Annotated in this window: 21 protein-coding genes and 6 pseudogenes; 10 read left to right on the plus strand and 17 right to left on the minus strand. The window is 41.9% G+C overall.

The features are described 5' to 3' along the window. Window positions 1-40: 40 nt before the first annotated feature. Entirely contained in the window at window positions 41-988 is a 948-nt protein-coding gene (locus ACSLFW_RS02985) for a hypothetical protein (protein ID WP_436554584.1), read from the minus strand. A 423-nt stretch (window positions 989-1,411) separates the two neighbouring features. Next, window positions 1,412-2,272, minus strand: coding sequence for a choice-of-anchor J domain-containing protein (locus ACSLFW_RS02990; RefSeq protein WP_436554585.1), 861 nt, complete (start codon window positions 2,270-2,272; stop codon window positions 1,412-1,414). 189 nt (window positions 2,273-2,461) lie between these two features. Here ACSLFW_RS02990 and hflX point away from each other — a divergent pair, with 189 nt between their 5' ends. Then, window positions 2,462-3,694, plus strand: a complete 1,233-nt coding sequence (gene hflX, locus ACSLFW_RS02995) for a GTPase HflX (RefSeq protein WP_436554586.1) — start codon at window positions 2,462-2,464, stop codon at window positions 3,692-3,694. A 61-nt stretch (window positions 3,695-3,755) separates the two neighbouring features. Here hflX and ACSLFW_RS03000 read toward each other — a convergent pair whose 3' ends face one another. The 6 genes and pseudogenes from ACSLFW_RS03000 to ACSLFW_RS03025 form a co-directional block, all read right to left on the minus strand. Further along, a complete protein-coding gene (locus ACSLFW_RS03000) occupies window positions 3,756-4,664 on the minus strand; it encodes a DUF3078 domain-containing protein (protein WP_436554587.1) in 909 nt (302 codons plus the stop codon). A 24-nt stretch (window positions 4,665-4,688) separates the two neighbouring features. Continuing rightward, a complete protein-coding gene (locus ACSLFW_RS03005; protein WP_436554588.1) occupies window positions 4,689-5,198 on the minus strand; it encodes a DUF2480 family protein in 510 nt (169 codons plus the stop codon). Between the two features lie 44 nt (window positions 5,199-5,242). Then, a complete protein-coding gene (locus ACSLFW_RS03010) occupies window positions 5,243-5,566 on the minus strand; it encodes an SUF system Fe-S cluster assembly protein (RefSeq protein ID WP_436554589.1) in 324 nt (107 codons plus the stop codon). Between the two features lie 2 nt (window positions 5,567-5,568). Continuing rightward, a complete protein-coding gene (locus ACSLFW_RS03015) occupies window positions 5,569-5,997 on the minus strand; it encodes a SufE family protein (RefSeq protein ID WP_436554590.1) in 429 nt (142 codons plus the stop codon). Further along, window positions 5,987-6,424 (minus strand): hypothetical protein, encoded by a 438-nt coding sequence (locus tag ACSLFW_RS03020; RefSeq protein WP_436554591.1) that lies wholly within the window; start codon window positions 6,422-6,424, stop codon window positions 5,987-5,989. Before ACSLFW_RS03020 ends, ACSLFW_RS03015 begins: the two co-directional genes overlap by 11 nt. An 11-nt stretch (window positions 6,425-6,435) precedes the next feature. Beyond that, window positions 6,436-7,655: pseudogene (locus tag ACSLFW_RS03025) on the minus strand (aminotransferase class V-fold PLP-dependent enzyme). A 154-nt stretch (window positions 7,656-7,809) separates the two neighbouring features. On the opposite strand from ACSLFW_RS03025, the pseudogene ACSLFW_RS03030 reads away from it, so the two are divergent. Next, window positions 7,810-9,169: pseudogene (locus ACSLFW_RS03030) on the plus strand (serine hydrolase domain-containing protein). A 187-nt stretch (window positions 9,170-9,356) separates the two neighbouring features. Here the strand turns inward: ACSLFW_RS03030 and sufD are convergent. From sufD to ACSLFW_RS03060, 6 genes and pseudogenes are all read right to left on the minus strand, one after another. Then, a pseudogene (gene sufD, locus ACSLFW_RS03035) lies at window positions 9,357-10,672 on the minus strand (Fe-S cluster assembly protein SufD). Window positions 10,673-10,809: 137 nt separating this feature from the next. Further along, window positions 10,810-11,561 (minus strand): annotated as a pseudogene (sufC, locus tag ACSLFW_RS03040) (Fe-S cluster assembly ATPase SufC). 1 nt (window position 11,562) lies between these two features. Further along, window positions 11,563-11,820 carry a hypothetical protein gene (locus tag ACSLFW_RS03045; RefSeq protein WP_436554592.1) on the minus strand — a complete coding sequence of 86 codons (258 nt, stop codon included), beginning with the start codon at window positions 11,818-11,820 and terminating at the stop codon, window positions 11,563-11,565. Between the two features lie 16 nt (window positions 11,821-11,836). Further along, window positions 11,837-13,286 (minus strand): annotated as a pseudogene (sufB, locus tag ACSLFW_RS03050) (Fe-S cluster assembly protein SufB). Window positions 13,287-13,322: 36 nt separating this feature from the next. After that, window positions 13,323-13,967 carry a hypothetical protein gene (locus ACSLFW_RS03055; RefSeq protein ID WP_436554593.1) on the minus strand — a complete coding sequence of 215 codons (645 nt, stop codon included), beginning with the start codon at window positions 13,965-13,967 and terminating at the stop codon, window positions 13,323-13,325. A gap of 27 nt (window positions 13,968-13,994) precedes the next feature. Next, window positions 13,995-14,324, minus strand: coding sequence for a HesB/IscA family protein (locus tag ACSLFW_RS03060; RefSeq protein ID WP_436554594.1), 330 nt, complete (start codon window positions 14,322-14,324; stop codon window positions 13,995-13,997). A 230-nt stretch (window positions 14,325-14,554) separates the two neighbouring features. Between ACSLFW_RS03060 and ACSLFW_RS03065 the strand changes: the two genes are divergently transcribed. The 5 genes and pseudogenes from ACSLFW_RS03065 to ACSLFW_RS03085 all read left to right on the plus strand — a co-directional run bounded on the left by ACSLFW_RS03065 (window position 14,555) and on the right by ACSLFW_RS03085 (window position 22,203). Beyond that, on the plus strand, window positions 14,555-15,412 hold the full coding sequence (locus tag ACSLFW_RS03065) for an MBL fold metallo-hydrolase (protein ID WP_436554595.1): 858 nt from the start codon (window positions 14,555-14,557) through the stop codon (window positions 15,410-15,412). A gap of 118 nt (window positions 15,413-15,530) precedes the next feature. Beyond that, complete coding sequence (locus ACSLFW_RS03070) at window positions 15,531-15,959, plus strand: MarR family winged helix-turn-helix transcriptional regulator (protein ID WP_436554596.1); 429 nt, start codon at window positions 15,531-15,533, stop codon at window positions 15,957-15,959. A 25-nt stretch (window positions 15,960-15,984) separates the two neighbouring features. Beyond that, window positions 15,985-18,426: a TonB-dependent receptor domain-containing protein gene (locus ACSLFW_RS03075; RefSeq protein WP_436554597.1), complete on the plus strand. Its 2,442-nt coding sequence runs from the start codon at window positions 15,985-15,987 to the stop codon at window positions 18,424-18,426. Window positions 18,427-18,631: 205 nt separating this feature from the next. Then, window positions 18,632-20,236, plus strand: a pseudogene (locus ACSLFW_RS03080) (S8 family peptidase). 95 nt (window positions 20,237-20,331) lie between these two features. Beyond that, window positions 20,332-22,203, plus strand: coding sequence for a M1 family metallopeptidase (locus tag ACSLFW_RS03085; RefSeq protein WP_436554598.1), 1,872 nt, complete (start codon window positions 20,332-20,334; stop codon window positions 22,201-22,203). A gap of 324 nt (window positions 22,204-22,527) precedes the next feature. Here ACSLFW_RS03085 and ACSLFW_RS03090 read toward each other — a convergent pair whose 3' ends face one another. Continuing rightward, window positions 22,528-22,929 (minus strand): hypothetical protein, encoded by a 402-nt coding sequence (locus ACSLFW_RS03090; protein ID WP_436554599.1) that lies wholly within the window; start codon window positions 22,927-22,929, stop codon window positions 22,528-22,530. A gap of 342 nt (window positions 22,930-23,271) precedes the next feature. On the opposite strand from ACSLFW_RS03090, the gene ACSLFW_RS03095 reads away from it, so the two are divergent. Further along, window positions 23,272-23,667 (plus strand): hypothetical protein, encoded by a 396-nt coding sequence (locus ACSLFW_RS03095; protein WP_436554600.1) that lies wholly within the window; start codon window positions 23,272-23,274, stop codon window positions 23,665-23,667. Here ACSLFW_RS03095 and ACSLFW_RS03100 read toward each other — a convergent pair. Together ACSLFW_RS03100 and ACSLFW_RS03105 are read right to left on the minus strand one after the other, a co-directional pair. Then, window positions 23,664-23,867, minus strand: coding sequence for an acyloxyacyl hydrolase (locus ACSLFW_RS03100; protein WP_436554601.1), 204 nt, complete (start codon window positions 23,865-23,867; stop codon window positions 23,664-23,666). The genes ACSLFW_RS03095 and ACSLFW_RS03100 overlap by 4 nt on opposite strands. Further along, a complete protein-coding gene (locus ACSLFW_RS03105; protein ID WP_436554602.1) occupies window positions 23,864-24,277 on the minus strand; it encodes a hypothetical protein in 414 nt (137 codons plus the stop codon). Before ACSLFW_RS03105 ends, ACSLFW_RS03100 begins: the two co-directional genes overlap by 4 nt. A gap of 101 nt (window positions 24,278-24,378) precedes the next feature. Here ACSLFW_RS03105 and rnpA point away from each other — a divergent pair, with 101 nt between their 5' ends. Together rnpA and ACSLFW_RS03115 are read left to right on the plus strand one after the other, a co-directional pair. Next, a complete protein-coding gene (gene rnpA, locus ACSLFW_RS03110) occupies window positions 24,379-24,786 on the plus strand; it encodes a ribonuclease P protein component (protein ID WP_436554603.1) in 408 nt (135 codons plus the stop codon). Between the two features lie 60 nt (window positions 24,787-24,846). Beyond that, complete coding sequence (locus tag ACSLFW_RS03115) at window positions 24,847-25,725, plus strand: DUF4349 domain-containing protein (RefSeq protein ID WP_436554604.1); 879 nt, start codon at window positions 24,847-24,849, stop codon at window positions 25,723-25,725. Window position 25,726: the final 1 nt, after the last annotated feature.

Genomic DNA, 25,726 nt, shown 5'->3' on the forward strand with positions numbered 1-25,726 from the left:
CTTGAAGCAAGTCGGCAAGGTTGTAAACGTAGTCGTTGGACTAGACCAGGGCAGACGGAACCGGAGTACAATTAACCCTCACATATACATCGTATGAATGATCGGGCTGTAACGGAATAGTTGTCGCAAATGAAAACGGAGACGTTGGCGTAATTGAAGTTACGTTATCATAGGTTGGCGTTGTTGACTCTGTCGGAGCAGGGCTTCCGGCAGGAACAACATAAATATCCCAACCATAGGTTTCTGTCGCTGGAGCAACCCATTGAATGGTTGCGCCTGTAGTAGTAATTGTATTTACAGTAACGTTTGTCGGAGGAATATCACAACGCGGTGTCGTACAGTTTACCTCACCAGTGATAATTGATGAGCCAGGTGTACCTGTTCCGGCGGGTTTCGTATAAATGGTTTGCCCAAAACTGTTCAGTACTTCGAGGATCATTTGTTGTGGACTTGTACCTGCAACAGTCCAGAAGACTTCATAAGGTACAGTACTACACAAAGTGACCGGCACATCACTCTGGCCTGTACCTGTTAAGGTCGATCCTAAAGTGGCAATTGTAATTCCGTTTTGACGTACTTCCATTCTACCATTGTGCCATCCGCCAGCAGCTGTATTTCTTAACCTGAATGTGTGGGTACATTGGAATTCAGGTGCGCAAATAGGCGTGTTGAATAAAAACGGTCCCGCCCAGGCTGTATAGATATTTGAGCCAGGGCTACATTCTGCCCTCACCCAATATTGATATTGATGTGCCGCTAACAGTGGAGACGCATGGTAATTTGGCGAAGTTACATAAGTGTAAGTTCCCAAACCGTTTGGCACCGGTTGTCCGGCATCCTGAACAGCAACTTGCCAAGCATTGAATTCATTACTTGTCCAAGATAAATCTGCATAATATTCATCCGGTGTCGGATCTGCATTTACGTTAAGACCCGGTGTTGCAGCTAAAGCTGTTGGTTTTGGTGTACAATTTTCATATTGTAGCAAAAGGTTATAAGCGATCGTCTGAGTGGCGCCGAAGAAATCACAATCGTATAAGGGCTATTAGCTGTTACCGTTATGTTAAAATTTCTTACCGTGACACCCGCGTTGGCCATACCTCCGATACATGGTGTACCCGCAACCGGACAAGCGTTATAAACAAAAACTGACGATGTCGTAGAAGCAGCTCCTATCGGCGTCATATTGACGCTAATAATACCGTCGAACGGAGCAATGAAAGTATAATAAACTTCGTTTCCATTAAGGTAATTGGTTCCCGTCGGCTGTGCACCACATGAATTACTTTGCGCAACATCGGTATCATCACCATAATTAATGGTATTATCGTTTGTTTGATAAGGAATCTGTGGAATTACAATAGGATCAGAAACAAACCGAACCTAATGGTTTTGTACAGAAAGTTAACGGTCATGCCCAATCACTCGGGTTATTGCCATCACAAATCGCTCTTATTAAAAATTTATAACATTGTCCAGGGAGTAAACCTGTTCCGTTATAAGTAATGTTGGTACCTGTAGCAGTAAACGGAATTCCAACACCAGTCGGATCATCAGTATCAAGAACAAATTCTATTTCAAAATTAGTAGTTCCGACAGCAGTGTTAGTAAATTTCACTGTTGCAGAAGTAGAGGCTATACTTGTAGCTATTACACCAAGATCTAGTGGCTTACCACATTTCTGTACCATTCTCACATCATCAACCAACCATCTGTCACCAGTTCTTTGGGTTCCCGGCTGTGTGTACATCCTTACAAACGCAATATAAATATTACCTCCCGCATATGCGTCAAGATTTACCGCTTTCTCTTCATATGCCGTAATATCACCTGTAAGATCTGTAAGTTCAGCTTCTGTCCAGGCTTGTACCGTGGTAAAAGTCGAAAGGTCTGTCTGAGAAGTTGTCGACACACGAATCTGGTAAATTGTGTTTTCGTCTGAGTTAGCAGTCTGCCTTGTCCAAAAACGCATCTGCCCGTTGGTCGGGCCAGATTGGGTCGATGTAATCAGGAAATCTTCTTCAGTGTTGCCAATTCCGATTTGCTCATTGTTAATGAATGCAGCATTGGGCGCCGAATAAGCCGGATAAGCAGCAGTGTTCAACTGCCAGTGCTGAGCCTGTCCCTGGCCTGAAGAGACTTCAGTTCCATTGAGCCTGCTTTTGACTACCCAGTCTGCAGGCAAGCCTGCATCGAAGTTCTGAGGAAGCGCCTGGCTATAACCTGAAAACATTCCCAAAAACAGAAGTAATAGTAAGGTAATTTTTTTCATGAAATGAAAAGTTAAGGTGGTTGATATAGAATTTTCGTATTTTTCGAATCCCAAATTTAAAAAATTTTAAGAATAATCTAACGTTAAATTGATATTTAACTAAATAGTTCGGTTTTGTGGGATTTCTTTACAACAGTTTAGCTGCCGAAATCCCTAACAAATCACTAAATTTGTGTCAGATTTACAATTATGCTGGAAAAAGAAAATATCAGTTTTGAAAAAACAATAGTCGTTGGAATAATCACGCAGAATCAAAGCGAGGAAAAGCTCAATGAATATCTCGATGAACTCGAATTCCTCACCTTCACCGCCGGCGGCGAAGTCATCAGGCGCTTCTCGCAAAAGATGGAACGCCCGAATCCGAAAACTTTTGTCGGCACCGGAAAAATGGAGGAGATTCACCTATATATAAAGGAGCATGGTGTTTCAACTGTCATTTTTGACGATGAATTGTCGCCTTCCCAACAAAAAAACATCACTAAAATTCTCAATTGCAAGGTTTTAGACAGAACTAACCTCATCCTGGATATCTTTGCACAACGCGCCGAGACGTCTTATGCGAGAACACAGGTCGAACTGGCGCAATGCCAGTATCTATTGCCAAGGCTTTCCGGAATGTGGACGCACCTCGAACGCCAGAAAGGTGGTATCGGAATGCGCGGCCCGGGAGAAACCGAGATTGAAACCGACCGCCGGATTGTTCGCGACCGCATCTCCTTATTAAAGGACAAAATTAAAGTAATCGATAAGCAGATGTCTATCCAGCGCGGCAACCGCGGTGCGATGGTACGAGTGGCATTGGTGGGTTATACGAATGTCGGGAAATCGACCTTGATGAATGTCATCAGTAAAAGTGACGTTTTTGTAGAAAATAAATTATTTGCGACACTTGACACAACGGTTCGGAAAGTCGTGATTAAAAATCTGCCGTTCTTATTATCAGACACAGTTGGATTCATCAGAAAACTGCCAACACAATTGGTCGATTCATTCAAAAGTACGCTCGATGAAGTGCGCGAAGCTGATTTACTGCTGCACGTCGTTGACATTTCCCATCCTGATTTTGAAGAGCACATCGAATCGGTGAATCAAACGCTGGCCGATATCAAGAGCGATAATAAGCCCGTAATCATGGTTTTCAATAAGATTGATGCCTACAAACATCTTACGATTGACGAAGACGATCTGATTACCGAAAAAACCAAGCGCCATTATACGCTTGACGAATGGAAACAAACCTGGATGTCAAATGTCGGCGCAGAAAACGCGTTGTTCATCTCGGCGGTCAATAAAGAGAATTTTGAGGAATTCCGCGAACGCGTTTATGAAGCCGTGCGACAGATTCACATCACGCGCTTCCCTTACAATAAATTCCTGTATCCGGATTATAAGGATGCGGTGGAGAAGAAGATTAAATTCTAAAAAGCAAATTCCAAATTCCAATCTTCTGCAGAATTGGAATTTGGAATTTTTCTTTGGGATTTTACAAATTGAAGTTCACGCCCAATCCAACAACCTGACGGATCTGGAATCCCCTGAAAGCGTTATCGTCATATATTGCCTGAAACGAAATGTTCGTAGACAAATACCGGTTGATTTTCATGATGATGTTGAGCTGGTAATCCAAATCGACATTCTGCGGATCTTCAAGATAATTGCTGTAAAGGCTCAGGATATTTTCAAATGTGACATTGGCGAGTACATCATGTTTATAATAAGCAGCAGCGTAAAAACCGAGTTCATATCGGAATGCTTTCCCTTGGTCAACACCGAAATAACTGCCGTCAACATAACCAATTCCCGAAGTAAATGCCCTGTCTACAAAAGTCATTTTAGAAGTTGCCGGCGCAAGGTTGAATTTTAAGTTATCATCTCTTTTCCATAATAAGCCCGGGCCAAAAGTCAGGTAACCAGGCGACATGAATCCTGAATTTTTAGTCCTCACTTCCGCATCATTACTGTCTTTACTATAAAGGTAACCGTTTGTAAATTGTGTCTTGAAATTAAGAAATCCTGAATAATACCAATATTTTCCCGTTGCTTTTTTTCCTAAAAGGGAATTGAATTCGAAACGGTCATCTGTCTTTTTCTCATATTGGGAATGATTCGTCTTCACCAATCCGTAAGAAGCCAAAACCTTGTTGTCCCAGCTGATGTTGTCCTTTTTATAATTGAAATCGTAATTGATTCCGGCTGTTCCCGAAATATTGTTTTCGCCACCCGAAGCCCAGTTGCTGAAACTCGACTGGTTCAAAAGCAATGAAACGTTGCCTTTCGTGTGCCAGGCTTTGGTCGTATCTTCAGGCTTTACGGCATCTTCAGATTGTGTTTCCTGAGCATTCGCATGAAATGCAGCCAGAATAAATGCCGCTATGATTGCAAATTTCTTCATTTCAGTTTGTTTTAAATTTGACTTTTAAGCTTTACTTTTTTTGTACAAAGGCACTGCCGAACAGGCTTCGCCATACATAATGCTTTTGGCGAATGGCCGCAAATACTGTACCGCAACAACATAAGCGCTTTCGGGAACTGGTTTTTTCGAACAGCCTTTGAGTATTACCGGTTTGTTTTCGTATCTGGAATAATCGAGTGTTGGCAGGATTTCCTGATACAATGCGGTTTCCAAATCCTCAAGATTTCCGTTTACGACTTTTTTTGCAAATTCCGAGGCATAAACCGTCACCAGAATATTCGCCCAAGCCGGAACGATTGCATCCGTAGCACAAAAAACAGCAACATATTGGTTCTGATATTGCGACCAATCGTGATTTTTGAGGCTTTCCCGAAAATCTTTTTCCCTTAAAAGAAATCCTTCGAAAAGCCATTGTGAAATGTCAATTTGCGTGCGGATTCCCTTTGGATAATAATCCTCAAGGTCGAAAACTTCGAGCACGCTGTTGGCGACTTTGTTTATAATTTCTTCCATCGGTTCAGGGTTTTGGAGGGTACAGGCTGCCGACTGCAATCTGATTAAAGCATTCCAAGTTCGAGTTTCGCTTCTTCGCTCATTAAATCCTTTGTCCACGGCGGATCGAAAGTGATTTCGACTTCACAGCCGGTAACGTGTTCAATTTTATTGACCTTTTCTTCGACTTCCTGCGGCAAAGATTCAGCCACCGGGCAATTCGGAGAAGTAAGCGTCATCAGGATTTTCACCTGATTTTCTTCATTGACCATCACGTCGTAGATCAATCCGAGTTCATAAATGTCAACGGGAATTTCAGGATCGTAAATGCCCTTTAAAACTTTCACCACATTTTCCCCTAAATTGATTGTATCGTTAAATTCTTCCATAATCAGTTTTTTATTTTGGTTTCAAGCGCCAGTGCGTATAATTTAATCTGGCGGATCATCATTTCGAGTCCGTTGGAACGCGTCATCTGGAAAAAATCATTCAGCCCGGCAGCTTTTATAAATGCATTTGTATCGTCGTTCAGGATATCTTCAGGTTTTTGGTTTGAATAAACCCTGATCAGTACTGCGATGATGCCGCGCGGAATCATCGCTGCAGCACTAGCGGTAAACACAATTTTCCCATCAATTAATTCGGCATTAAGCCATAAATCCGACTGGCAGCCTTTGATTTGATATTCGTCTGTTTTGTATTTGTCGTCGATTTTCGGGAGCGTTCTTCCCATATCGATCAGGTATTCCATTTTTTCTATCGATTCATCAAACATCGACATTTCGTCGAGAACCTCCAGTTGTGTTTCCTTAATTGTCATGCGTCAGATCTTTAGAAAATGAAACGATTTTATTGACAAAATCAGCAATTTCAACAGGTGGGTTGCCGTGATCAAAACTCACTGATTCATACGTTTTTCCTTCATAAACGATGCGAAGGCTTGCAATCGCAGCGCCATCGTAAAATCTTTTTTCGGTTGGTGCTTTGTACGACGATAGTTTTTCCAAATCGACTTTTACATATAAATCAGCTAATGCTTTCCAGTCAGCCGACTTCAATTCATAAACTTTTGCATCCGCATCCCTTTTCGGAACAATCGAAAGCGTTTCGTCCTTAATATTAATGTTCAGATATTTCCCTCGTGAAATGGCGGTATATTCTATCTGGGTTTTCTTCATTTCCGCATTGCGCTTCGGGTCGCAGCCTTTGGCCATCACAAGCAAAAATAATATTGATAGGAATTTCATAAATCTTGTTTTTAAGAGAGCATTATCCGGGCTTTTTCAACCGCTGCAACCATCAGGTCGATTTCTTCTTTTGTATTGTAAAAAGAAAAGGAAGCCCTTATCGTTCCCGGGATACAAAAGAAATTCATGATTGGCTGCGCACAGTGGTGACCGGTTCTGACCGCTATTCCTTTCTTATCAATTATCGTTCCGATGTCAAACGGATGAATGCCGTCGATATTGAACGAAATTACGGATGTTTTTTTATTTAAGTCAGTCGGGCCGTAAATTTTTAAACCTTCGATCGCGAGCAATTTTTCGGTCGCGTAAGCCAGTAATTCCTTTTCCTGTTTTTGGATGTTGTTAAATCCGATTGCATTGAGGTAATCGATGGCAGTTCCCAATACAATTCCTCCAGCGATATTCGGTGTTCCGGCTTCAAATTTATGAGGCAATCCGGCATAAGTCGTTTTTTTGAAAGTCACTTCCCGGATCATTTCACCGCCACCTTGATAGGGTGGGAATTTGTTGAGCCATTCTTCCTTTCCGTATAGATTCCGGTTCCGGTTGGGCCGCAGATTTTATGCCCGGAAAAGACGTAAAAATCACAATCGAGCGCCTGCACATCGGGTTTTAAATGCGGAGCAGCCTGTGCGCCGTCAACCAAAACCGCCGCACCGAATTGATGCGATTTTTCAATAATATAGGCAATCGGGTTGATGGTGCCGAGCGCGTTTGAAATATGGTTTAAAGTGACTACTTTAGTTTTTTCAGAAAGCAATTTGTCAAACTCAGAAACAATCAATTCGCCATTTTCATCGATGGGAATTACCTTTAAAATGGCACCGGTCTTTTCACAAAGCATTTGCCAGGGCACGATATTGCTGTGATGTTCAAGTGCCGAAACCAAAACTTCATCGCCAGGTTTCAATGTTGACGCAAATCCGTTCGTAACGAGATTGATACCGAAAGTCGTTCCCGAAGTAAACAAGACTTCATGTGCAAATTTCGCATTGATGTGGCTTTGTATTTTCTTTCGCGACGCTTCATAAGCATCGGTCGCCAGCTGGCTTAAAGTATGTACGCCGCGATGAATGTTGGCGTTGATTTCATTGTAATATTTAGCAATCGCGTCAATCACAACCTGCGGTTTCTGAGAAGTCGCGCCGTTGTCAAAATAAACGAGCGGCTGGCCGTTTACCTTTTGGTTCAATATCGGAAAATCAGCCCTTATCTTGTTAATGTCTAACATTTTTATTTAGAAAAATTCTATACAAAAGTACTAAATCCTGAAACGAAAAACCTCAATATTATGTTATTTGTTTTGGATAGGTCCAGGGTATAAGGTGCAGGGTTCAGGGCAAAACTTTGCACTTTGTTTCTTACATTTACTGAAAATCCATTTCATGAAAAAACTTAAGATTGCGCTTTTGATATTGCTCTTTGGAATTGCCATTGTCATTGCCCTGAATTATCCGAAACTCGATTTGATTTCAGGATTTTCAGCGAAAAGCGTAGCATCGGCACATTTTATCGACAACCGTCCGCTAACGCTGATTGAATCCGGCGACAACGACATTCCGCTTGTAAAGTTGGCGAAAAATAAAATCGATGAAAACGGAAAATCCGCTACCTCAACAGTTTATGGACTCAAAGAACGAAAAGCGATTTACCGCGAAGGTTTGGGTGCGACTTTGATTGATGATGATTTTGATGTTTCCCAGCCGTATGAAATTCCGAAACGCACAAAACTGCAAAATAACCTGCCTTTTCCGTATGGAAATCAGGAACCGAAAGACACGATTTTTGATAATATCGATTATAAAAAACTGAACAACGCCGTCGCGGATGCTTTTGATAAAAATAATGAAAAACTAAAGCGTTCACGGGCAGTTTTGGTGATTTATAAAGACAAAATCATTGCCGAGAAATACGATATCGGATTCAACAAAAACTCGAAAATCCTCGGATGGTCGATGACGAAAAGCATCACGGCTACGATGTTCGGCGTGTTGCAAAAGCAAGGCAAAATCGACATTTATAAACCCGCGCCGATTGCGGAATGGAAAAACGACAAACGCGAAAAAATCACCATCAACGATCTGCTGCACATGAACAGCGGCCTGGAATCGAGCCGAAGATTACGAAACGATTTCCGATGCCACGACAATGCTGTTTTTAGCGAAAGATATGGGCAAAGTACAACTCGAAAAGAAAGCAGCTTTTGCGCCCAATTCCCATTGGAATTATTCTTCGGGAACAAGCAATTTGCTATCCGGAATTCTGCGGCAGCAATTCAAAACGCATCAGGAATACTTGGATTTTTGGTATTCGGCTTTTATTGATAAGATGGGCATGAATTCAATGCTTGTTGAAACTGATATGGCCGGAAATTTCGTTGGTTCCTCTTACGGTTGGGCGACGACGCGCGATTGGGCGAAATTCGGTTTGCTGTATTTGCACAAAGGCAACTGGAATGGCGAACAAATTTTTGATGAAAGCTGGGCGAAATACGTCGCAACGCCTACCAACGATTCCAACGGGCGTTATGGCGCACATTTTTGGCTCAATGCCGGCGGGTTTTATCCGGATGCGCCGCGGGACATATATTCCTGTAATGGCTTTCAGGGACAGATGGTTTTTATTATTCCGTCGAAGGATTTGGTGATTGTGAGAATGGGGTTGAAGGAGGGCGATTCGTTTGATTTTAATGGGTTTTTGAAGGGGATTGTTGGCAGTGTAAGACCGCTGGCGCTGAAAGAATAAAGACCATTTCATTGCAAGACCGCTTCGCTGCAAGTTTAGAGAAAAGAGCCAAGACCGCTTCGCTGCAAGAAGCAAGACTTTAGGTTTTAATATAAAAAAAGCAGGAAAGAGTAATTTCTTTCCTGCTTCTTTGTTTTTTATCTTTCAGAAGCGGTCTTGACTCTCGCAGCGAAGCGGTCTTTCTTCTCTATAAATTAAATCCTAAATTCACGCCCAGACGTTGTGCGATAATCTTATTCACGCGTTGTTTCAACTCCGGAATACGCACGCTTTCAATGACTTCATTCGAGAATGCATACATCAAAAGTGCTTTCGCTTCTTTCTTCGGTATGCCGCGCGCCTGCATATAAAACATCGCATTTTCGTCGAGTTGGCCGATGGTGCAGCCATGGGAGCATTTCACGTCGTCGGCAAAAATCTCAAGTTGCGGCTTGGCGTTGATTGTCGCTTTGTCGTTTAATAAAATGTTATTGTTCTTTTGGAAAGCATCGGTTTTCTGCGCTTCTTTTTCTACGAAAATCTTGCCGTTGAAAACGCCGGTTGCGCTGTCGTTCAGGATGCATTTGTAGTTTTGGTGGCTTTCACAATTGGGCGTCGCGTGGTTCACTAAAGTATAATGATCGACGTGCTGTTTGCCGCCGACAATCGTAATTCCTTTTAAAGTGCTGTCGATTCTTTCGCCAAAATGGTAGAAATTCAGGTTGTTCCTGGTGATATTTCCGCCGAAAGAAAACGTGTGCACAGAAACACGGCTCAATTGCTTTTGCGAAATATAAGTGTTGTCGATCAGGTTCGCCGACAACAAATCATTCTGGATTTTGTAGTAATCGACGTTGGCGCTCGGTTCGGCAAAAATCTCGGTAACGGAATTCGTCAAGACTGGATTTTCATTCAAACTCTGGTGCCTTTCGATGATTTGAACGTGTGCATTTTCGCCCACAATAACGAGGTTTCGCGGCTGCACCATCAAGGCATTTTCTTTTCCTGTAGAAAAATAAATGACTTCGATCGGTTTTTCGACAACCTTGTTTTTCGGGATGTTGATGTAAGCGCCTTCGTTTGCAAATGCGGTGTTTAGCGACGTTAAGCTTTCGTCTTTATTGGCGATTTTATTGAAATATTTTTCAATAGTTTCTGTGTATTTTGGTTTATTTAATGCCGATGACATGAGGCAAACATCGAGTCCGTCGTGTGTCGTTGCCGATAAAAATGACGAAAAAACACCATCGACAAAAATGACTTTGTGCGTGTCGATTTCGTGTAAAAAGTACTTTTTTACATCCTTAAATTCGACTGCGTTATCGTGTTTCGGGAACACAGAATAGTCGTTTTTGAGGATGGAATTGAGCGATGTGTATTTCCAGGCTTCTTCTTTTTGCTTGGAAAGCCCTTGTTTTCGAAGTTTTTGATGGCTGAAGTACGGATGTCGTGCAAATCTGAATTCACATCGATTTGTTCTTCAAAAGCCATGAAAGATGAAACTAATTTTTCTTTTAAATCCATTTTATTGGTTCAGTATCTGAAACATTTTTTGTGACCTAGACTGGATTCCAACCAGTAACCTTGTCAATTTTAAACCATTAAGAAATTAAGTAGATTAAGCTTAATGGCTCTTAATTGCTTAATGGTTATATTTTTATTTAAGCTTCCATTTCCTGTTTGATCCAGTCGTAGCCTTTTTCTTCCAATTCCAACGCCAATGACGCATCGCCCGATTTTACGATTTTTCCGTCCATCAAAACGTGAACGAAATCCGGAATGATATAATCTAACAAACGTTGGTAGTGTGTAATGACGAGCACTGCGTTGTTTTCGTTTTTGAGTTTGTTGACGCCGTTGGCGACGATTCTGAGTGCGTCGATGTCGAGTCCTGAATCGGTTTCGTCCAAAATCGCGAGTTTCGGTTCCAGCATCGCCATTTGGAAAATCTCGTTTCTTTTTTTCTCGCCGCCTGAAAATCCTTCATTTAAGGAACGCGACAGGAATTTGCGGTCGATTTCTAATAATTCTGATTTCTCACGGATGAGTTTCAGCATTTCGTTCGCCGGCATTTCTTCTTTTCCGTTGGCTTTTCGCGTTTCATTGATGGCGGTTTTCATAAAATTCGTCACTGAAACACCGCAATTTCCACCGGATACTGGAACGAAAGGAAAATGCCTTTGTGCGCTCTTTCTTCCGGCGCTAGTTCTGAGATTTCTTCGCCGTCAAGGAAGATTTCGCCTTCTGAAACTTCGTAGTTTTCATTGCCTGCGATGATGGAGGAAAGCGTACTTTTTCCGGCACCGTTCGGTCCGATGATGGCGTGCACTTCACCTTTTTTGATTTCGAGGTTGATGCCTTTTAATATTTCTTTGTCTTCTACTGAAGCGTGGAGGTTTTGTATTTGTAGCATGTTATAAATTGTAAAATCCAGAGAATAGCGACAATCTATCTTCATAAACTTCACCGCTTTCTAGTGTAATAATATTTCTGTCGGCAATCCACTCATCCCCATGAAAATATTTTTCAATTTCCCATGTTCCATTATGCACAATTCTGGAAGTTTTCTGATCTGGTTGTTTAACAAAAATATCCCCCTTGGTAGATGAAACCGTCTTAGTGATTTGCCCTTTTTCGGTTAATTCCGAAAGTTTATTATAAAAGTCATTCATATTTTTTAAATTTAATTTATCCAACACTTCCTTCCAATGAAATTTCAAGCAATTTCTGCGCCTCAACAGCAAATTCCATTGGCAATTTATTCAAAACCTCTTTGCTGAATCCGTTTACGATTAAAGCGATTGCTTTTTCTGTCGGAATGCCGCGTTGGTTGCAATAAAAAACCTGGTCTTCACCGATTTTACTCGTCGTCGCTTCGTGTTCGATTTTAGCCGTCGTATTCTTGCTTTCAATGTACGGGAAAGTGTGCGCACCGCAATTGTTGCCCATCAAAAGCGAATCACATTGAGAGAAATTCCTGGCGTTATCAGCTCTTGCGCCAATTCGCACCAATCCGCGGTAGCTGTTTTGTGACTTTCCGGCAGAGATTCCTTTTGAGATAATCGTCGATTTGGTGTTTTTCCCCAAATGGATCATCTTCGTTCCGGTGTCAGCTTGCTGAAAATTATTGGTTACGGCAATCGAATAGAATTCGCCAACCGAATTATCGCCTTTCAATACGCATGACGGGTATTTCCAGGTAACTGCTGAGCCGGTTTCGACTTGTGTCCAGGAAATCTTTGCATTTTTTTCGCACAATCCGCGTTTGGTTACGAAGTTGAAGACACCGCCTTTTCCTTCTTTATTACCCGGATACCAGTTTTGAACGGTTGAATATTTGATTTCTGCGTCATCGAGCGCGATCAGTTCAACGACAGCGGCGTGCAGTTGATTTTCGTCGCGGCTCGGCGCTGTACAGCCTTCGAGATAAGACACGTAACTTCCTTCATCAGCAATCACCAAAGTTCTTTCAAATTGTCCGGTTCCGGCTTGATTAATACGGAAATACGTAGACAATTCCATCGGGCATCTGACGCCTTTCGGAATATAACAGAAACTTCCATCAGAAAAAACAGCCGAATTCAATGCTGCGTAAAAATTGTCTTTTTGCGGCACTACAGTTCCTAAATATTTTTTCACCAATTCCGGATGTTCTTTAATCGCCTCGGAAATAGGGCAGAAGATGATGCCTTTTTCAGACAATGTCTTCTTGAAAGTCGTGGCTACTGAAACCGAATCGACTACAATATCCATCGCGATATTGTTCATCTTTTTTTGTTCGTCTAAAGAGATGCCGAGTTTTTTGTACATCGCCAGTAATTCCGGGTCGACGTCATCTAAAGTTTTGCTTGGGTCGACTTTCTTAGGTGCAGAATAATATGAAATCGCCTGAAAATCAGGTTTTTCGTAATGTACATTCGCCCAGGTTGGCTCGTTCATTTCCTGCCAGGGCACGAAAGGCTTCGATGCGCCAATCGGTCATCCATTCAGGCTCTTCTTTCTTTGTTGAAATCGCACGAACGATATCTTCGTTTAACCCGATGGGAAACGTTTCAGATTCTATATCGGTATAAAATCCGTATTCGTACTCTTTATTTTCGAGTTCGATCTTTAAATCGTCTTCGGTGTATTTACTCATTTTTGTTTGATTCAAAAATTGTGATGTCAATATTATTTAATACGTGCGAAGAATTCTGTCTCTGTAAGAGCTTCGCAATCGCTCGCGTATGTAATTTAATTTCTGCTTTATTGTTGGCGAAACATAAATCAGTTTTCCTCCGCCCGACCAATGTTCGCTTGAAAATCGGCCGTAATCGGGATTTTTATAATTTGAAATGCAATGCACGTATAAATTTTCAGGGAATAATTCCCTCATTTTTTCTGATTGCCATGCACGGTCGCCTTCTATAAAAATCACGCCATTTTTGGTAATAATTTCTTTTATATTCTCTAACGAATCGTCTGTGCCGTCTATTATTACCAAATCATATTTTATATTTCGCGGCACGTCTGCCAATGTCGGATAAAGCTTTAGCCTTTTATAATTTTCCTTCAGATTTAAAGGCAACTGATGCAGGCAAAAGTCGTTGTTTTCTGTCCCGTAATAATTCAGGTTCGTATTGGTGTTGTTTGCGAATTCCAGAATCGTATCACAAATACTGCCAATTCCCAAGCCGATTTCCAAAACATTTTTCGGGCGTTCCGATTGTATCAGATCGACGATTTTTTTCAGTGCGAATAAAGTCGCGATATGCTGGTTGCCTTTGGCCGCTGAAAATTTTTTATAAGAAATGTCGGCGTACTGCTGGCTGCTTTTCATCTGACGGCTTAGAATTTCTGGTCTTAATTATAACGAAAATGATTCGCCGCAACCGCAAGTCCTGCTGGCATTAGGATTGTTGAACACGAAACCTTTTCCGTTCAATCCGCCCGAAAATTCCAAAACCGTTCCGGCGAGATACAGGAATGATTTCTTTTCAACCGCAATTTTCACATTATTATCTTCAAAAACCTTGTCGTTTTCGCCCAGTTCTTTATCGAATTTAAGTTCGTAAGACAAACCCGAACAACCGCCGCTTTTTACGCCTACGCGCACATAATCACTGGCCGCATCAAAACCATCATCCTTCATCATCTCTGCGATTTTTTTGCTAGCCGATTCAGATACTTTTATCATTTTAAATTGATTTTGTCTAAATTAGGCTGCAAAGATACGCCATATTTACTTTTTTCCATAATCATAACATTTTTATAACGAATACGCGGATAGAAATTAGTGATGCGGTTTCGCGAATGCGACTCAGATTTCTTAAATTGCGCTTTTTAAAGTCGAAAGTCGAAAGTCGAAAGTCGAAAGTCGAAAGTCGAAAGTCGAATCTGAAATCTGAAATCTGAAATCTGAAATCCATGAAACTATACCCAATCGAAGCCGGCAATTTTAAACTCGACGGCGGCGCGATGTTTGGCGTAGTGCCCAAAACCATCTGGACGAAAACCAATCCTGCCGACGAGAATAACCTCATCGATCTGGCTGCAAGATGCCTTTTGATTGAGGATGGCAACCGCCTGATTTTAATCGATACCGGCATGGGCGATAAGCAATCGGAGAAATTTTTCGGCTATTATTCGCTTTGGGGAACGCATTCGATGGACAAATCGCTTGCGAAACATGGCTTCAGCCGCGACGATGTGACAGACGTTTTCATGACGCACCTGCATTTTGACCATTGCGGCGGTAGCGTGCAGTGGAATAAAGACAAAACCGGCTACGAACCTGCATTCAAAAACGCAAAATTCTGGACGAACGAAAACCATTGGGAATGGGCGACAAAGCCGAACCCGCGAGAAAAAGCGTCGTTCCTTTCTGAAAACATCCTGCCGATGCAGGAAAGCGGGCAACTTAATTTTATCAAAAGACCTGAAAGTGATTTTCTCGAAGATTCCGGTTTGGGATTCGGGATTTTCTTCGCCGACGGGCATACCGAAAAGATGATGATTCCGCAGATCCGATACAAAGACAAAACGATTTGTTTTATGGCGGATTTACTGCCGACTGCCGGGCATTTGCCATTGCCGTATGTGATGGGTTATGACACAAGACCGCTTTTGACATTGCCTGAAAAAGCAAAATTTTTAACAACTGTCGCAGAAAACAACTACTATCTATTCCTTGAACACGACGCGCACAATGAAATCATTACCGTTGAAAACACGGAAAAAGGTGTTCGCTTGAAAGAAATTTTCAAATGTGAAGATGTTTTGTAACATTTTTCTTAAACAACGTCATATCGTCAAGAATTCAAAAAAATAAATTCTTGGTAAATTTTATTTGATATATCAAATATTGATAAGTCATTTTTATGTTTGGATAAATTTTACAGCAATGGAAAAACTCAACGACATTACTTTTTATACAATCGACAAGGCGATACGCACTTACAGGGTTTATGCGCAAAAAAAACTTCGTGAAAACGGCTACACAATTACCATCGATCAATGGCTGATTATCAAATCGATTTTGGAAAATCCGGGGATTTCGCAACAGGAATTGGGCGAAATGGTTTTCAAGGACAACGCTTCGGTAACCAGAATTATCGAACTTTTGGTGAAATCGGCTTACCTGACGCGCGAAGTGCATCCCGAAGACCGCCGGAAAACTGATTTGAAAGTCACCGATGATGGCAAATCAATCATAGAAAAAGTACAAAGCCTCGTAATTCAAAACCGAAAAACGGCGCTCAACGGCATTTCTTCTGAAGCACTCAAAACCTTGAACGACACACTCAAAACCATCATCGCCAATTGTAAATAATCATCATCAAAAAAATTTGAACATCATGATCAGAATCATTTTTATCATCACTTTCATGCTGATTTCGGCAATGACGACAATAATTTACGGTCAGAATTCCGATGCACTTAAAATCTCGATTTCAGGAAACGTATTATCGGAGAAACAGGAAGTCGTAGCCGACGCCGTCATTTACCTGATGGATGCCTCAGGCGAAAAACTCATCAAGACAGAAACTTCGAATGAAAACGGGAATTTTGTTTTTGAGGATATTTCGTCCGGTGCTTATTCGATGAAAATCAGCGTTAATGGAAAAAATCGATTTTCGGGAACCTCATTTTCCGCTGCTAAAAACTTGACTTTACCGACGATTATTCTGCAACCGGAAATCAATGATTTGAATGAAGTCGTCATTTCAAAAGCAAAACCTTACATAGAAAGGCAGGAAGGCAAAATGATCCTCAACGTTGAAAGCAGCATTGCCAACACCGGAAGTTCTGCTTTTGAAGTGCTGGAAAAAGCACCCGGCGTGAGAATCGACAACAGCGACAACATCAGCCTGCGTGGAAAAGGCGGCATCATCGTGCAGATTGACGGAAAACCTTCGCCGATGTCAGGCACAAACCTGGCCAATTATCTGCGAGGCATTCCGTCAGGAGCGATTGATAAGATTGAATTTATCACCAATCCGTCTTCAAAATACGATGCGTCGGGCTCGGCGATTATCAACATCAAAATGAAGAAGAATAAACAAATCGGCACCAGCGGCAGCATTTCAACTTCTTACGGGCAGGGACAATTTCCGAAAACCAACAACGGTATCAATCTGAACCATCGCAATAAAAAGGTCAATATTTTCGGGAGTTACAACTTCGCCTACCGCGAGGCTTTCAATAAATTGCTGCTGGACAGGCGGTTTTATGAGAACGGCAATTTTACGGGCGCTTATGTGCAGGACAATTTCCTGAAGATGAATTTCCGCAACCACATTGTGCGTGCCGGCGCTGATTTTTATGCAAGCCAAAAACATACTTTCGGGATTGTGGTGAACGCGGTGAGCAATAAATTCAACCCGAGCGGCATCAATACTTCTGATGTCCTGGATGCCACCGATACGAAAATTTCGAGTTTTGAAACGCTCAATCATTCGCGCGACAAATGGCACAATCAATCGATAAATTTAAATCACAAATTCGTCGCGGATACTTTGGGGACTGAATTGACGACCGATTTTGATTATGCGAATTACGGCAACAAAACACAGCAGAATTTCGACACCCATTATTTCGACCTCAGCGGAAATGAATCTGATCCTGCGTATTTATTGCATGGAGATCTGAACGGCAACCTTAATATTTTCGCCTTAAAATCTGATTTCGTGACTTTCCTTAAAAATAAGACAAAACTCGAAACCGGAATCAAATCAAGTTATGTAAAAGCTGATAATAACCTGATGTTTTACGACGTGAGCAATGTGGTTCAGGTGCTGGATTCTACAAAAAGCAATCATTTCATTTACAAAGAAAACATCAATGCGGTGTATGCAAATGCGTCGAAAAAACTCAGTGAAAAATGGAGCGCCACTTTAGGTTTGAGGATTGAAAATACTAATGTTACCGGCGACCAACTTGTAAATAACACTTCTTTTAAAAGCAGTTACACACAGCTTTTTCCGAGCGCTTTACTGACTTATACCGTTAATGAAAAGAACAGCGTCGATTTTAATTACAGCCGACGCATCACACGCCCGAGTTACGACCAGCTCAATCCGTTTAAGTTTTTTCTGGATCCGACGACGTATCGCGAAGGGAATCCGTACCTGAAACCACAAACGACGCATGCCATCGAAGTGACACATGTTTATGACCAGAAAATTTATACGACGCTTTCATTTTCAAGGACGACAGATAATATTACCGAAGTCATCGCGCCTTCCGACGGCGACCAGAAACTTACTGTACAAACCAATAAAAACCTCAATACCGCCGATGTTTACGGCTTGTTTGTGACCTTTCCGGTTGTAATCACGAAATGGTGGTCGAACAACAACAGCATTAATGTATATTATGGCAGTTACTCTGGAACTGTTGCCAATACAACACTCATTAACCAGGGCAACCTCACTTACAACCTCAATTCACAAAACACAATCAAGCTCGGAAAAGGATTTTCGGCAGAATTTACCGGCGATTACCGCGGTCGCGAAGTCTACGCTTTTATGGATGTGCAGCCCATCTGGTCAGTCAATTTGGGATTGCAGAAAAAATTCAGCAACAGCACGCTTAAATTCGCTTTTAATGATATCTTCTTTACAAGCGGCGCGGTTGCCAACACAGAATTTACCGGTTATAAAGAACATTTCGACGTGAACCGCGACACGCGTGTTGCCGTGATTTCCTACACTTATAATTTCGGTGGAAATGCAACGCAAAGAAAACGTGCCGGCGGCGCAGAAGACATCAAGCAGCGCGCCGGTCAAAACGGATAGGTTGGTGCTTCCCTGCTGCAAAGAAATTAAATTTCGTTATCGTAAATTGAGTGGTTTCATATTATGCGATTCAGGCGTGGGGAAGTTATCAACTGACTTTCAAAATACTGACAGTAAACAGCATACTAAATTAATGTTAATTATTTGCGGGTTTGTAACAAAGACCAACTATTTTTGACCAATCATAAAATAAAAATTTAAAAAAATGAAGAATATAAATGTAAGCTGCTTATCGCTTTTCGCAGCGCTGGTTTTATCGCTTTCGATGAATGCGCAAACCGCCAATTTTACAGGCAAAAAAGGCAAATTAAGCGAAACCGATTTGAAAAGATGGAGCCATCTTGACCTTGCAAAAGACAGCGTCCCGGGAATGAGCGTTGATAAGGCTTACGCCGAATTGCTGAAAAACAGGAAAAGTACGCCGGTTATCGTCGGAATCGTTGATTCTGGAGTGGATATCGAGCATCCGGACTTGGTTTCGGTAATCTGGACGAACAAAAAGAAATTCCGGGCAACGGCATTGATGACGACAAAAACGGTTACATCGACGACATCCACGGATGGAATTTCCTTGGCGATATCACCAAAGAGCATTTGGAATACGAAAGAATCCTTGCCAATAAAAGCCTTGTTGACGAGAAAACATACGCCGCAGCGAAAGCCTTATACGATTCAAAAGTAGGCGAAGCAAAGGGTAATTTGCAGCAATATGAAATGATGTTGAAAGGCACAACTGATGCCGATGCTGTTATCCAGAAAGAATTGGGTAAAGAAGTTTACACCGCTGAAGAAGTGGCGAAAATCTCTTCAACAGATCCGAAAATCCAGCAAAGCAAAATGATTTTGCAGCAAATGATGAATTACGGACAGGTTGCGACTGTAAAAGACGAATTGAAAAACGGCATCGACGGTTTCAACGCACTTTTGGACGAAAACAACCTGAAAGTTGACTACAGAAAAGTCCTTAACGACAATGCCGACGATTTTTCTAAAAAAACGTACGGAAATAACAATGTAATGGTCCGGATAAGAAAGAAATCCTTCACGGGACACACGTTGCCGGAATCGTAGCGCAAAGCCGCAACAACGGAATCGGCGGTGACGGAATTGCCAACAACGTGCAAATCCTTACCGTTCGTGCCGTTCCGGATGGTGATGAGTACGATAAAGACATCGCGCTTGGCATCCGTTACGCGGTTGACAATGGTGCGAAGGTCATCAACGGGAGTTTCGGAAAAAGCTTTTCCCGCACAAACAATGGGTTTACGATGCCATCAAATATGCGGAAAGCAAAGATGTTTTGATTGTTCATGCTGCCGGAAATGATTCGAATGACATCGATGTTGACAATAATTTCCCGAATGATTCTGATGACAAGAAAACAGAATTCGCAGACAATGTTTTGACAATCGGCGCTTTGGATAACAAATACGGACCTGAAATGATTGCCGATTTCTCAAATTACGGAAAAGTAAATGTTGACGTTTTTGCGCCTGGCGTGAAAATCTATGCTACAACACCGAACGATTCTTACCAGTATCTTCAGGGAACTTCAATGGCGTCTCCGAATGTAGCCGGTGTTGCGGCTTTGATTCGTTCTTACTATCCGAAATTATCGGCAAAACAAGTGAAGCATATCATTATGGATTCAGGAACTGCAATTCCGGGCAATGTAAATGTTGCCGGTGACCCGAAAGACAGCCGTCCGTTTGCAGATTTGTCCAAAACAGGCAAAATCGTAAACGCTTACAACGCGTTACAGATGGCAGAAAAAATGTCAAAAGGCAAAGGAAAAACCGTAAAAGGTTAATCGCTTTTCTGAAATAAGTTGCAAAGCCTGCCGGAATTTTTAATATATTTCGGCAGGTTTTTTATTTATAATTCCCTAACCAAAATAGTTTGCAGATGAAAAAAATAATGTTGTTCTCTTTCGTATTCATTGGTATTTCCAAAATATCCGCGCAAAGCACAGGCTATTGGCAACAGCACGTCGATTACAAAATGGACGTCGTTATGGACACCAAAAATTACCAATACAAAGGAAAACAGGAACTCGTTTACACCAACAATTCTCCAGACACGCTCAAACGCGTATTTTATCATTTGTACCCGAACGCTTTCCAGCCGGGAAGCGAAATGGATGCGCGCCTTCAGGCCATTAAAGATCCTGACGGAAGAATGGTGACAAAAACAAAAGTCGACGGGAAGGAAGTAAAGGAAAGCCGCATCAAAAACCTGAAACCGAATGAAATCGGCTTCTTGAAAATTACCAATTTCAAGCAGGACGGCGCTTCCGCAGAAGCGAAAACAGTCGGAACAATTTTAGAAGTTACGCTGGCAAAACCAATCCTTCCAAACCAGAAAACGACTTTCACGTTAGATTTTGACGGACAGGTTCCGGTTCAGATCCGCCGTTCCGGGCGCAACAATTCCGAAGGTGTCGAATTGTCGATGTCGCAATGGTATCCGAAAATCGCCGAATTTGATTTTGAAGGCTGGCACGCCGATCCGTACATCGCAAGAGAATTTCACGGTGTCTGGGGTAATTTCGATGTAAATATTACGATTGACAAAGCATATACTTTGGGCGGTTCGGGTTACCTTCAGAACAAAAATGAAATCGGTCACGGTTATCAGGATGCCGGCGTTGATGTGAAGATTCCTTCAAAAACCAAAACACTGACCTGGCATTTCATCGCGCCGATGGTGCACGATTTTACCTGGGCGGCAGATAAAGATTATTTGCACGATACGGCACAGGTTCCGGGCGGAGCAACGATTCATTTCATCTATAAAAATAATCCCGCGATTATCGATAACTGGAAAAAGCTGCAGCCAACAACGGTTCGCCTGATGGAATTTTACAACAAAACCGTCGGTAAATATCCGTACGACCAATATTCTGTCATTCAGGGCGGCGATGGCGGAATGGAATATGCGATGTGTACGCTGATTGTCGGCAACGGCACTTATGAAGGCATTCTGGGCACTACAGCGCACGAAATGGCGCACTCGTGGTTCCAGCACATCCTCGCTTCTAATGAAAGCAAGCACGGCTGGATGGATGAGGGTTTTACGACTTTTCTCGAAGACATTGGCATGAATGAAATCGCTGCTGAAAAACTTGTCAATCCGTTTGAAGGTTCCTACACCACTTATGCGGCCTTGGCCAATTCCGGTAAAGAACAATCACTTACGACACACGCAGACCGTTATGATGAAAATCGCAGTTACAGCATTGCGTCTTACGTAAAAGGCGAATTGTTCCTGAGCCAGATGATTTATCTTTTAGGAAAAGAAAACCTCATGCAAATACTGAAAAGATATTACCATGATTTTAAATTCAAACACCCGACGCCAAATGACATCACGCGCACCGCAGAACGCGTTTCAGGCGCCAACCTCAACTGGTACCTGACCGATTTCGCCGAAACGACCAATACCATCGATTACGGCATCAAAAATGTAGCTGACAATGGCGCAACAACAACTGTAACGCTCGAAAGAATCGGAAGGATGCCGATGCCAATGGATATTTTGGTAGAATATAACGACGGCAGCAAAGAAACTTTTTACATTCCGCTGCGCATGATGAGTTTCGAAAAACCAAACCAGCATCCGGTACTCAAAAGAACCGTTTTAGCAGATTGGGCGTGGGCTTATCCGACTTACGATTTTATCATTTCTAAAGCGAAATCTTCGATTAAGAAAATCACGATTGACCCCGACGGATTGATGGCTGATGTGAAGAAAGACAATAATGTTTTTGGAAAATAGACCGCTTCGCTGAAAGAGGCAAGACCGCTGTGCTGCAAGACAAAAAGATTATAGACAAACCAAGGCAAGATTATAGACAAACCAAGGCGTCTTTCTTCTTGCAGCACAGCGGTCTTGTCTCTATCATCTCAACAAAAAAACTCCCGTTACGTCCCGGGAGTTTTTTGTTATAGAGGTATTCGCTTTTTCCGGCAGTTGCTTCTTCAACCCGCGAATGTGCTTTCAATTTATATTTCAAAATTAAAGCATTGACAGCCAATTGTTTTCTATAATTATATTTATAAATTACAAGATTTTAATGTAGTTATAATCGTAAATATTTTCTTACAATAATTTTATCCCGGTAATTTCATTGTAAGTGCGGTAAGCATTGGTTTTCGCATCGAAAAATTGCTGCTCGCGGTATTCGATTTCAAGCTTATCGCCTTTGCTGATTTTATTTTTGATGAACAACGAATCGCCATCAAACGGGAACAGCCAGATAAACGATTTCTTTTCATTGCTGTCACTGATTATCGTGATGGTTTTGAATTCATTGGCGCTTACCGAGTCAAAAGTGCCTGAAAACAGCGGATTAGGTTCTTCAACAGCTGCCGGCGCCTGATTTTCATCCGATTCATCCGACATCATTTTGGTAAAAATTGCCGGACACGTAACCGCCATTTTCACACCGATGCTTTCTGCAATCCGTTCAATCGATGCTGCGATGTCTTCTTCTATAACCAATCACTTTCTTTTCCTTATCGCTGAGATTGCTTAACGATTCAATCAGGCAAAAACCAATTTCAGTTTGTGAAAGCGTTGGTTTTTGCTGGGCGCAGGTACAGGTCGCACTGGCCAGTTTCTGGATAATTTCCTCTTTTTCTGGGCAAAAGTAAATGCCGGTAAAAGCAAAAGCAACAGTAGTAATTTCTTCATGTTCACAATTTTTATTTGAATATTCGGTTAGAGTACGAAGATATTCTTTTCCGTTAACCCGACAAATTTTAGGTGAAAAATGTCCCGGCAGGCTGCTGCATTTATTTATGGAATAGAATTTGTAATTTTACAACGCAAAAATTGTGATATATGAAATTCCTTCAAACGATATTGGTTTGTTTCTTTTTAAGTTTCGGTGCGCAACAGGCATCGGCTCAGGTCTATAAATTCAAGGCTTCGAGTTTTAGTATCCTTGAAAAAGATGCCCAGGGCAAATGGGGCGAATGGTCAGAATTTGAAAAATCGACTGTTGTCATTACGCTCGACGGCGATAAAAACCGCGTCACGGTGGCTTCTCGTGAAATTCAGGTGTATAAAATCGTGGCGTATCTCAAAGAGTATGACGATGTTGTGACGATGGATTGCATCGACAATGATGGCGGACGCTGCACGATTGAAATCATTACACGCAAAAACCAGGGCAACCGCCAGCAGGTTTACATCAATTATGACGATATAAAAATCGTTTACAACATCTACAATTAAAGCGGAAAGGAAATTCCGAATTCGAAGTTCAGCGTATTGAAACCTGCGTTCGAACTCTGAAGGCCCGCATTCGAAATATGGCGTAAATTGGGACGAAAATCCAGGTTTACGCCATTTGTTTTATAGGAAAATCCGAGTGAAAAAGTATCCTGAAATGCAAAGCCTTTCGACAATCTTTCGGTTTCCGTATCGGTAATCATCGGCCGACGCTTCCGAGAATATACATGCTGAAATGTTCCGAAAAATGTCTGCGGTACAAAAGTCCGAATCCAATCGAATATTCGCGGATGTCTTTTAATTTGGTGTATTTGTCTCTCAATTCCTGATAGTTCGGTTCATCCGGAGTTACGAAATACAAGTTGAGCAACTGGTGCGTCGCAAAATTGATTTCAGGCTGCACCAAAATTTCAAAATTGTGTTTTTTGTAGGGTTTGAACCTGTAATAAATCTGCCCTTTGAGGTAACGATTGGTGTAAGTGTAATCGGTATTTTTGAGTTCATTTCCGAAGCCATAATCCAATCCGACGGCATATCGGTGAAACGTTTCCTGCGCATTGGCGGCATTCAGCGATAGTAGGAGAAAAGCGGTAAAAAGTAATTTTCTTGTCATTGGCGATGTTTCTGAATTACGAAATAAAAGTAACCAATTTTACCAAAATTCAACCCAAAACTGTAAACTTTGAAACTTTGCCACTTTGAAACTTCGTAACTTTGCGCCACAATGGCCCGAAAACAGACGCGACATATCCGAAACACGAAAAACTTAAAAGCAAAACCGCTATTGATTTGTTGTTTTCAAAAGGCACTTCGGTTTCTAAATATCCGTTGCGGTTGGTTTACGCTGCTGCGCATTTTGGACACGAAGAAAATCAAACAGTCAAAATCGGCGTTTCGGTTTCCAAAAAACATTTCAAGAAAGCCGTTGACCGGAATTATTTCAAACGCGTGCTTCGGGAAACCTACCGCCTGAACAAAAACCTTTTGGCTGAAAACCTCCACCAGCCTTATATTTTCATGCTTTTCTACCAGACAAAAGACCGCTTGTCTTTCGAGGAAATCAACACTAAAACCATCCAGCTTTTCGAAAAATTCGCCAAAGCGATTGCCACAGCAGAATAAGTCATTTTAACATACTATTGCTGATGCTTTTCGCGTTTGAATCTTCTAAACCAAAACTTTATGAAGAAAATCGCCTTATGTTTTTTTGCGTTGTTATTGATTGTTGGCTGTAAAGAAGCTGCCGCTGAAACTGAAACTACGACTGAAACTACAGAAAACTTTGCTTATGAAAAAATAAGCCCAAATGCAGCGCCCGCCGAAGTTGCTGCTTACGAAAATACTGAAGCCGACACAACAGCAGCGGCTGCCGAAGGTTCGGTCGAATCGCCATCGGATGAAAATTTCGAGCCGAAAATCATCAAAAATGCCAGCCTGCGTTTCGAAACTTCAGATTTAGCGGAAACCTACGCGCAGATCCAAACCGCCGTAAAAAAACACAAAGGCATCGTGCAAATGGATGCTGAAGGCACTGATTACAGTTCGATGTATAAAAATCTGACGCTCCGGATTCCGAGTGCCGATTTTGACGGGTTTATTGCCGATGTATCCAAAGGCGTAAAATATTTCGAGCGAAAAGAGATTGCTTCCGAAGACGTTTCCGAAGAATTTGTCGACGTTGCCTCACGTATCAAAACCAAAAAAGCACTCGAATCCCGTTATCTCGAACTTCTCAAAAAAGCCGGAAAAGTCTCGGAAATGCTCGAAGTCGAAAAGAAATTATTTGAAATCAGAGAAGAAATCGAAGCCAAAGAAGGCCGCTTGAAATTCCTGCAAAACCGCGTTTCGATGAGCACGATTTCCATTGAATTTTTCAAACGCACGGCTGTTCAGAACGGCGCTACGGTTTCCTATGGCACAAAAATTGGAAACGCTTTAAAATCGGGCTTTAACGGAATATCCAATTTCTTTCTCTGGTTAATCGAAGTTTGGCCTTTTATTCTTATTTTAGTCGCCCTGATTTACTTGATCAGGAAACGCCTCAGGAAAAAAAATAAATAAA

Source organism: Flavobacterium sp. 3HN19-14, from assembly GCF_051373205.1.
Lineage (GTDB): Bacteria > Bacteroidota > Bacteroidia > Flavobacteriales > Flavobacteriaceae > Flavobacterium.

Coding starts and splice junctions, on each gene's coding strand:
- ACSLFW_RS02990 (WP_436554585.1), bottom strand. CDS start 2,272: ATGAAAAAAATTACCTTACTATTACTTCTGTTTTTGGGAATGTTTTCA.
- hflX (WP_436554586.1), top strand. CDS start 2,462: ATGCTGGAAAAAGAAAATATCAGTTTTGAAAAAACAATAGTCGTTGGA.
- ACSLFW_RS03000 (WP_436554587.1), bottom strand. CDS start 4,664: ATGAAGAAATTTGCAATCATAGCGGCATTTATTCTGGCTGCATTTCAT.
- ACSLFW_RS03005 (WP_436554588.1), bottom strand. CDS start 5,198: ATGGAAGAAATTATAAACAAAGTCGCCAACAGCGTGCTCGAAGTTTTC.
- ACSLFW_RS03010 (WP_436554589.1), bottom strand. CDS start 5,566: ATGGAAGAATTTAACGATACAATCAATTTAGGGGAAAATGTGGTGAAA.
- ACSLFW_RS03015 (WP_436554590.1), bottom strand. CDS start 5,997: ATGACAATTAAGGAAACACAACTGGAGGTTCTCGACGAAATGTCGATG.
- ACSLFW_RS03020 (WP_436554591.1), bottom strand. CDS start 6,424: ATGAAATTCCTATCAATATTATTTTTGCTTGTGATGGCCAAAGGCTGC.
- ACSLFW_RS03045 (WP_436554592.1), bottom strand. CDS start 11,820: ATGAATGACTTTTATAATAAACTTTCGGAATTAACCGAAAAAGGGCAA.
- ACSLFW_RS03055 (WP_436554593.1), bottom strand. CDS start 13,967: ATGAAAAGCAGCCAGCAGTACGCCGACATTTCTTATAAAAAATTTTCA.
- ACSLFW_RS03060 (WP_436554594.1), bottom strand. CDS start 14,324: ATGATAAAAGTATCTGAATCGGCTAGCAAAAAAATCGCAGAGATGATG.
- ACSLFW_RS03065 (WP_436554595.1), top strand. CDS start 14,555: ATGAAACTATACCCAATCGAAGCCGGCAATTTTAAACTCGACGGCGGC.
- ACSLFW_RS03070 (WP_436554596.1), top strand. CDS start 15,531: ATGGAAAAACTCAACGACATTACTTTTTATACAATCGACAAGGCGATA.
- ACSLFW_RS03075 (WP_436554597.1), top strand. CDS start 15,985: ATGATCAGAATCATTTTTATCATCACTTTCATGCTGATTTCGGCAATG.
- ACSLFW_RS03085 (WP_436554598.1), top strand. CDS start 20,332: ATGAAAAAAATAATGTTGTTCTCTTTCGTATTCATTGGTATTTCCAAA.
- ACSLFW_RS03095 (WP_436554600.1), top strand. CDS start 23,272: ATGAAATTCCTTCAAACGATATTGGTTTGTTTCTTTTTAAGTTTCGGT.
- ACSLFW_RS03100 (WP_436554601.1), bottom strand. CDS start 23,867: ATGATTACCGATACGGAAACCGAAAGATTGTCGAAAGGCTTTGCATTT.
- ACSLFW_RS03105 (WP_436554602.1), bottom strand. CDS start 24,277: ATGACAAGAAAATTACTTTTTACCGCTTTTCTCCTACTATCGCTGAAT.
- ACSLFW_RS03115 (WP_436554604.1), top strand. CDS start 24,847: ATGAAGAAAATCGCCTTATGTTTTTTTGCGTTGTTATTGATTGTTGGC.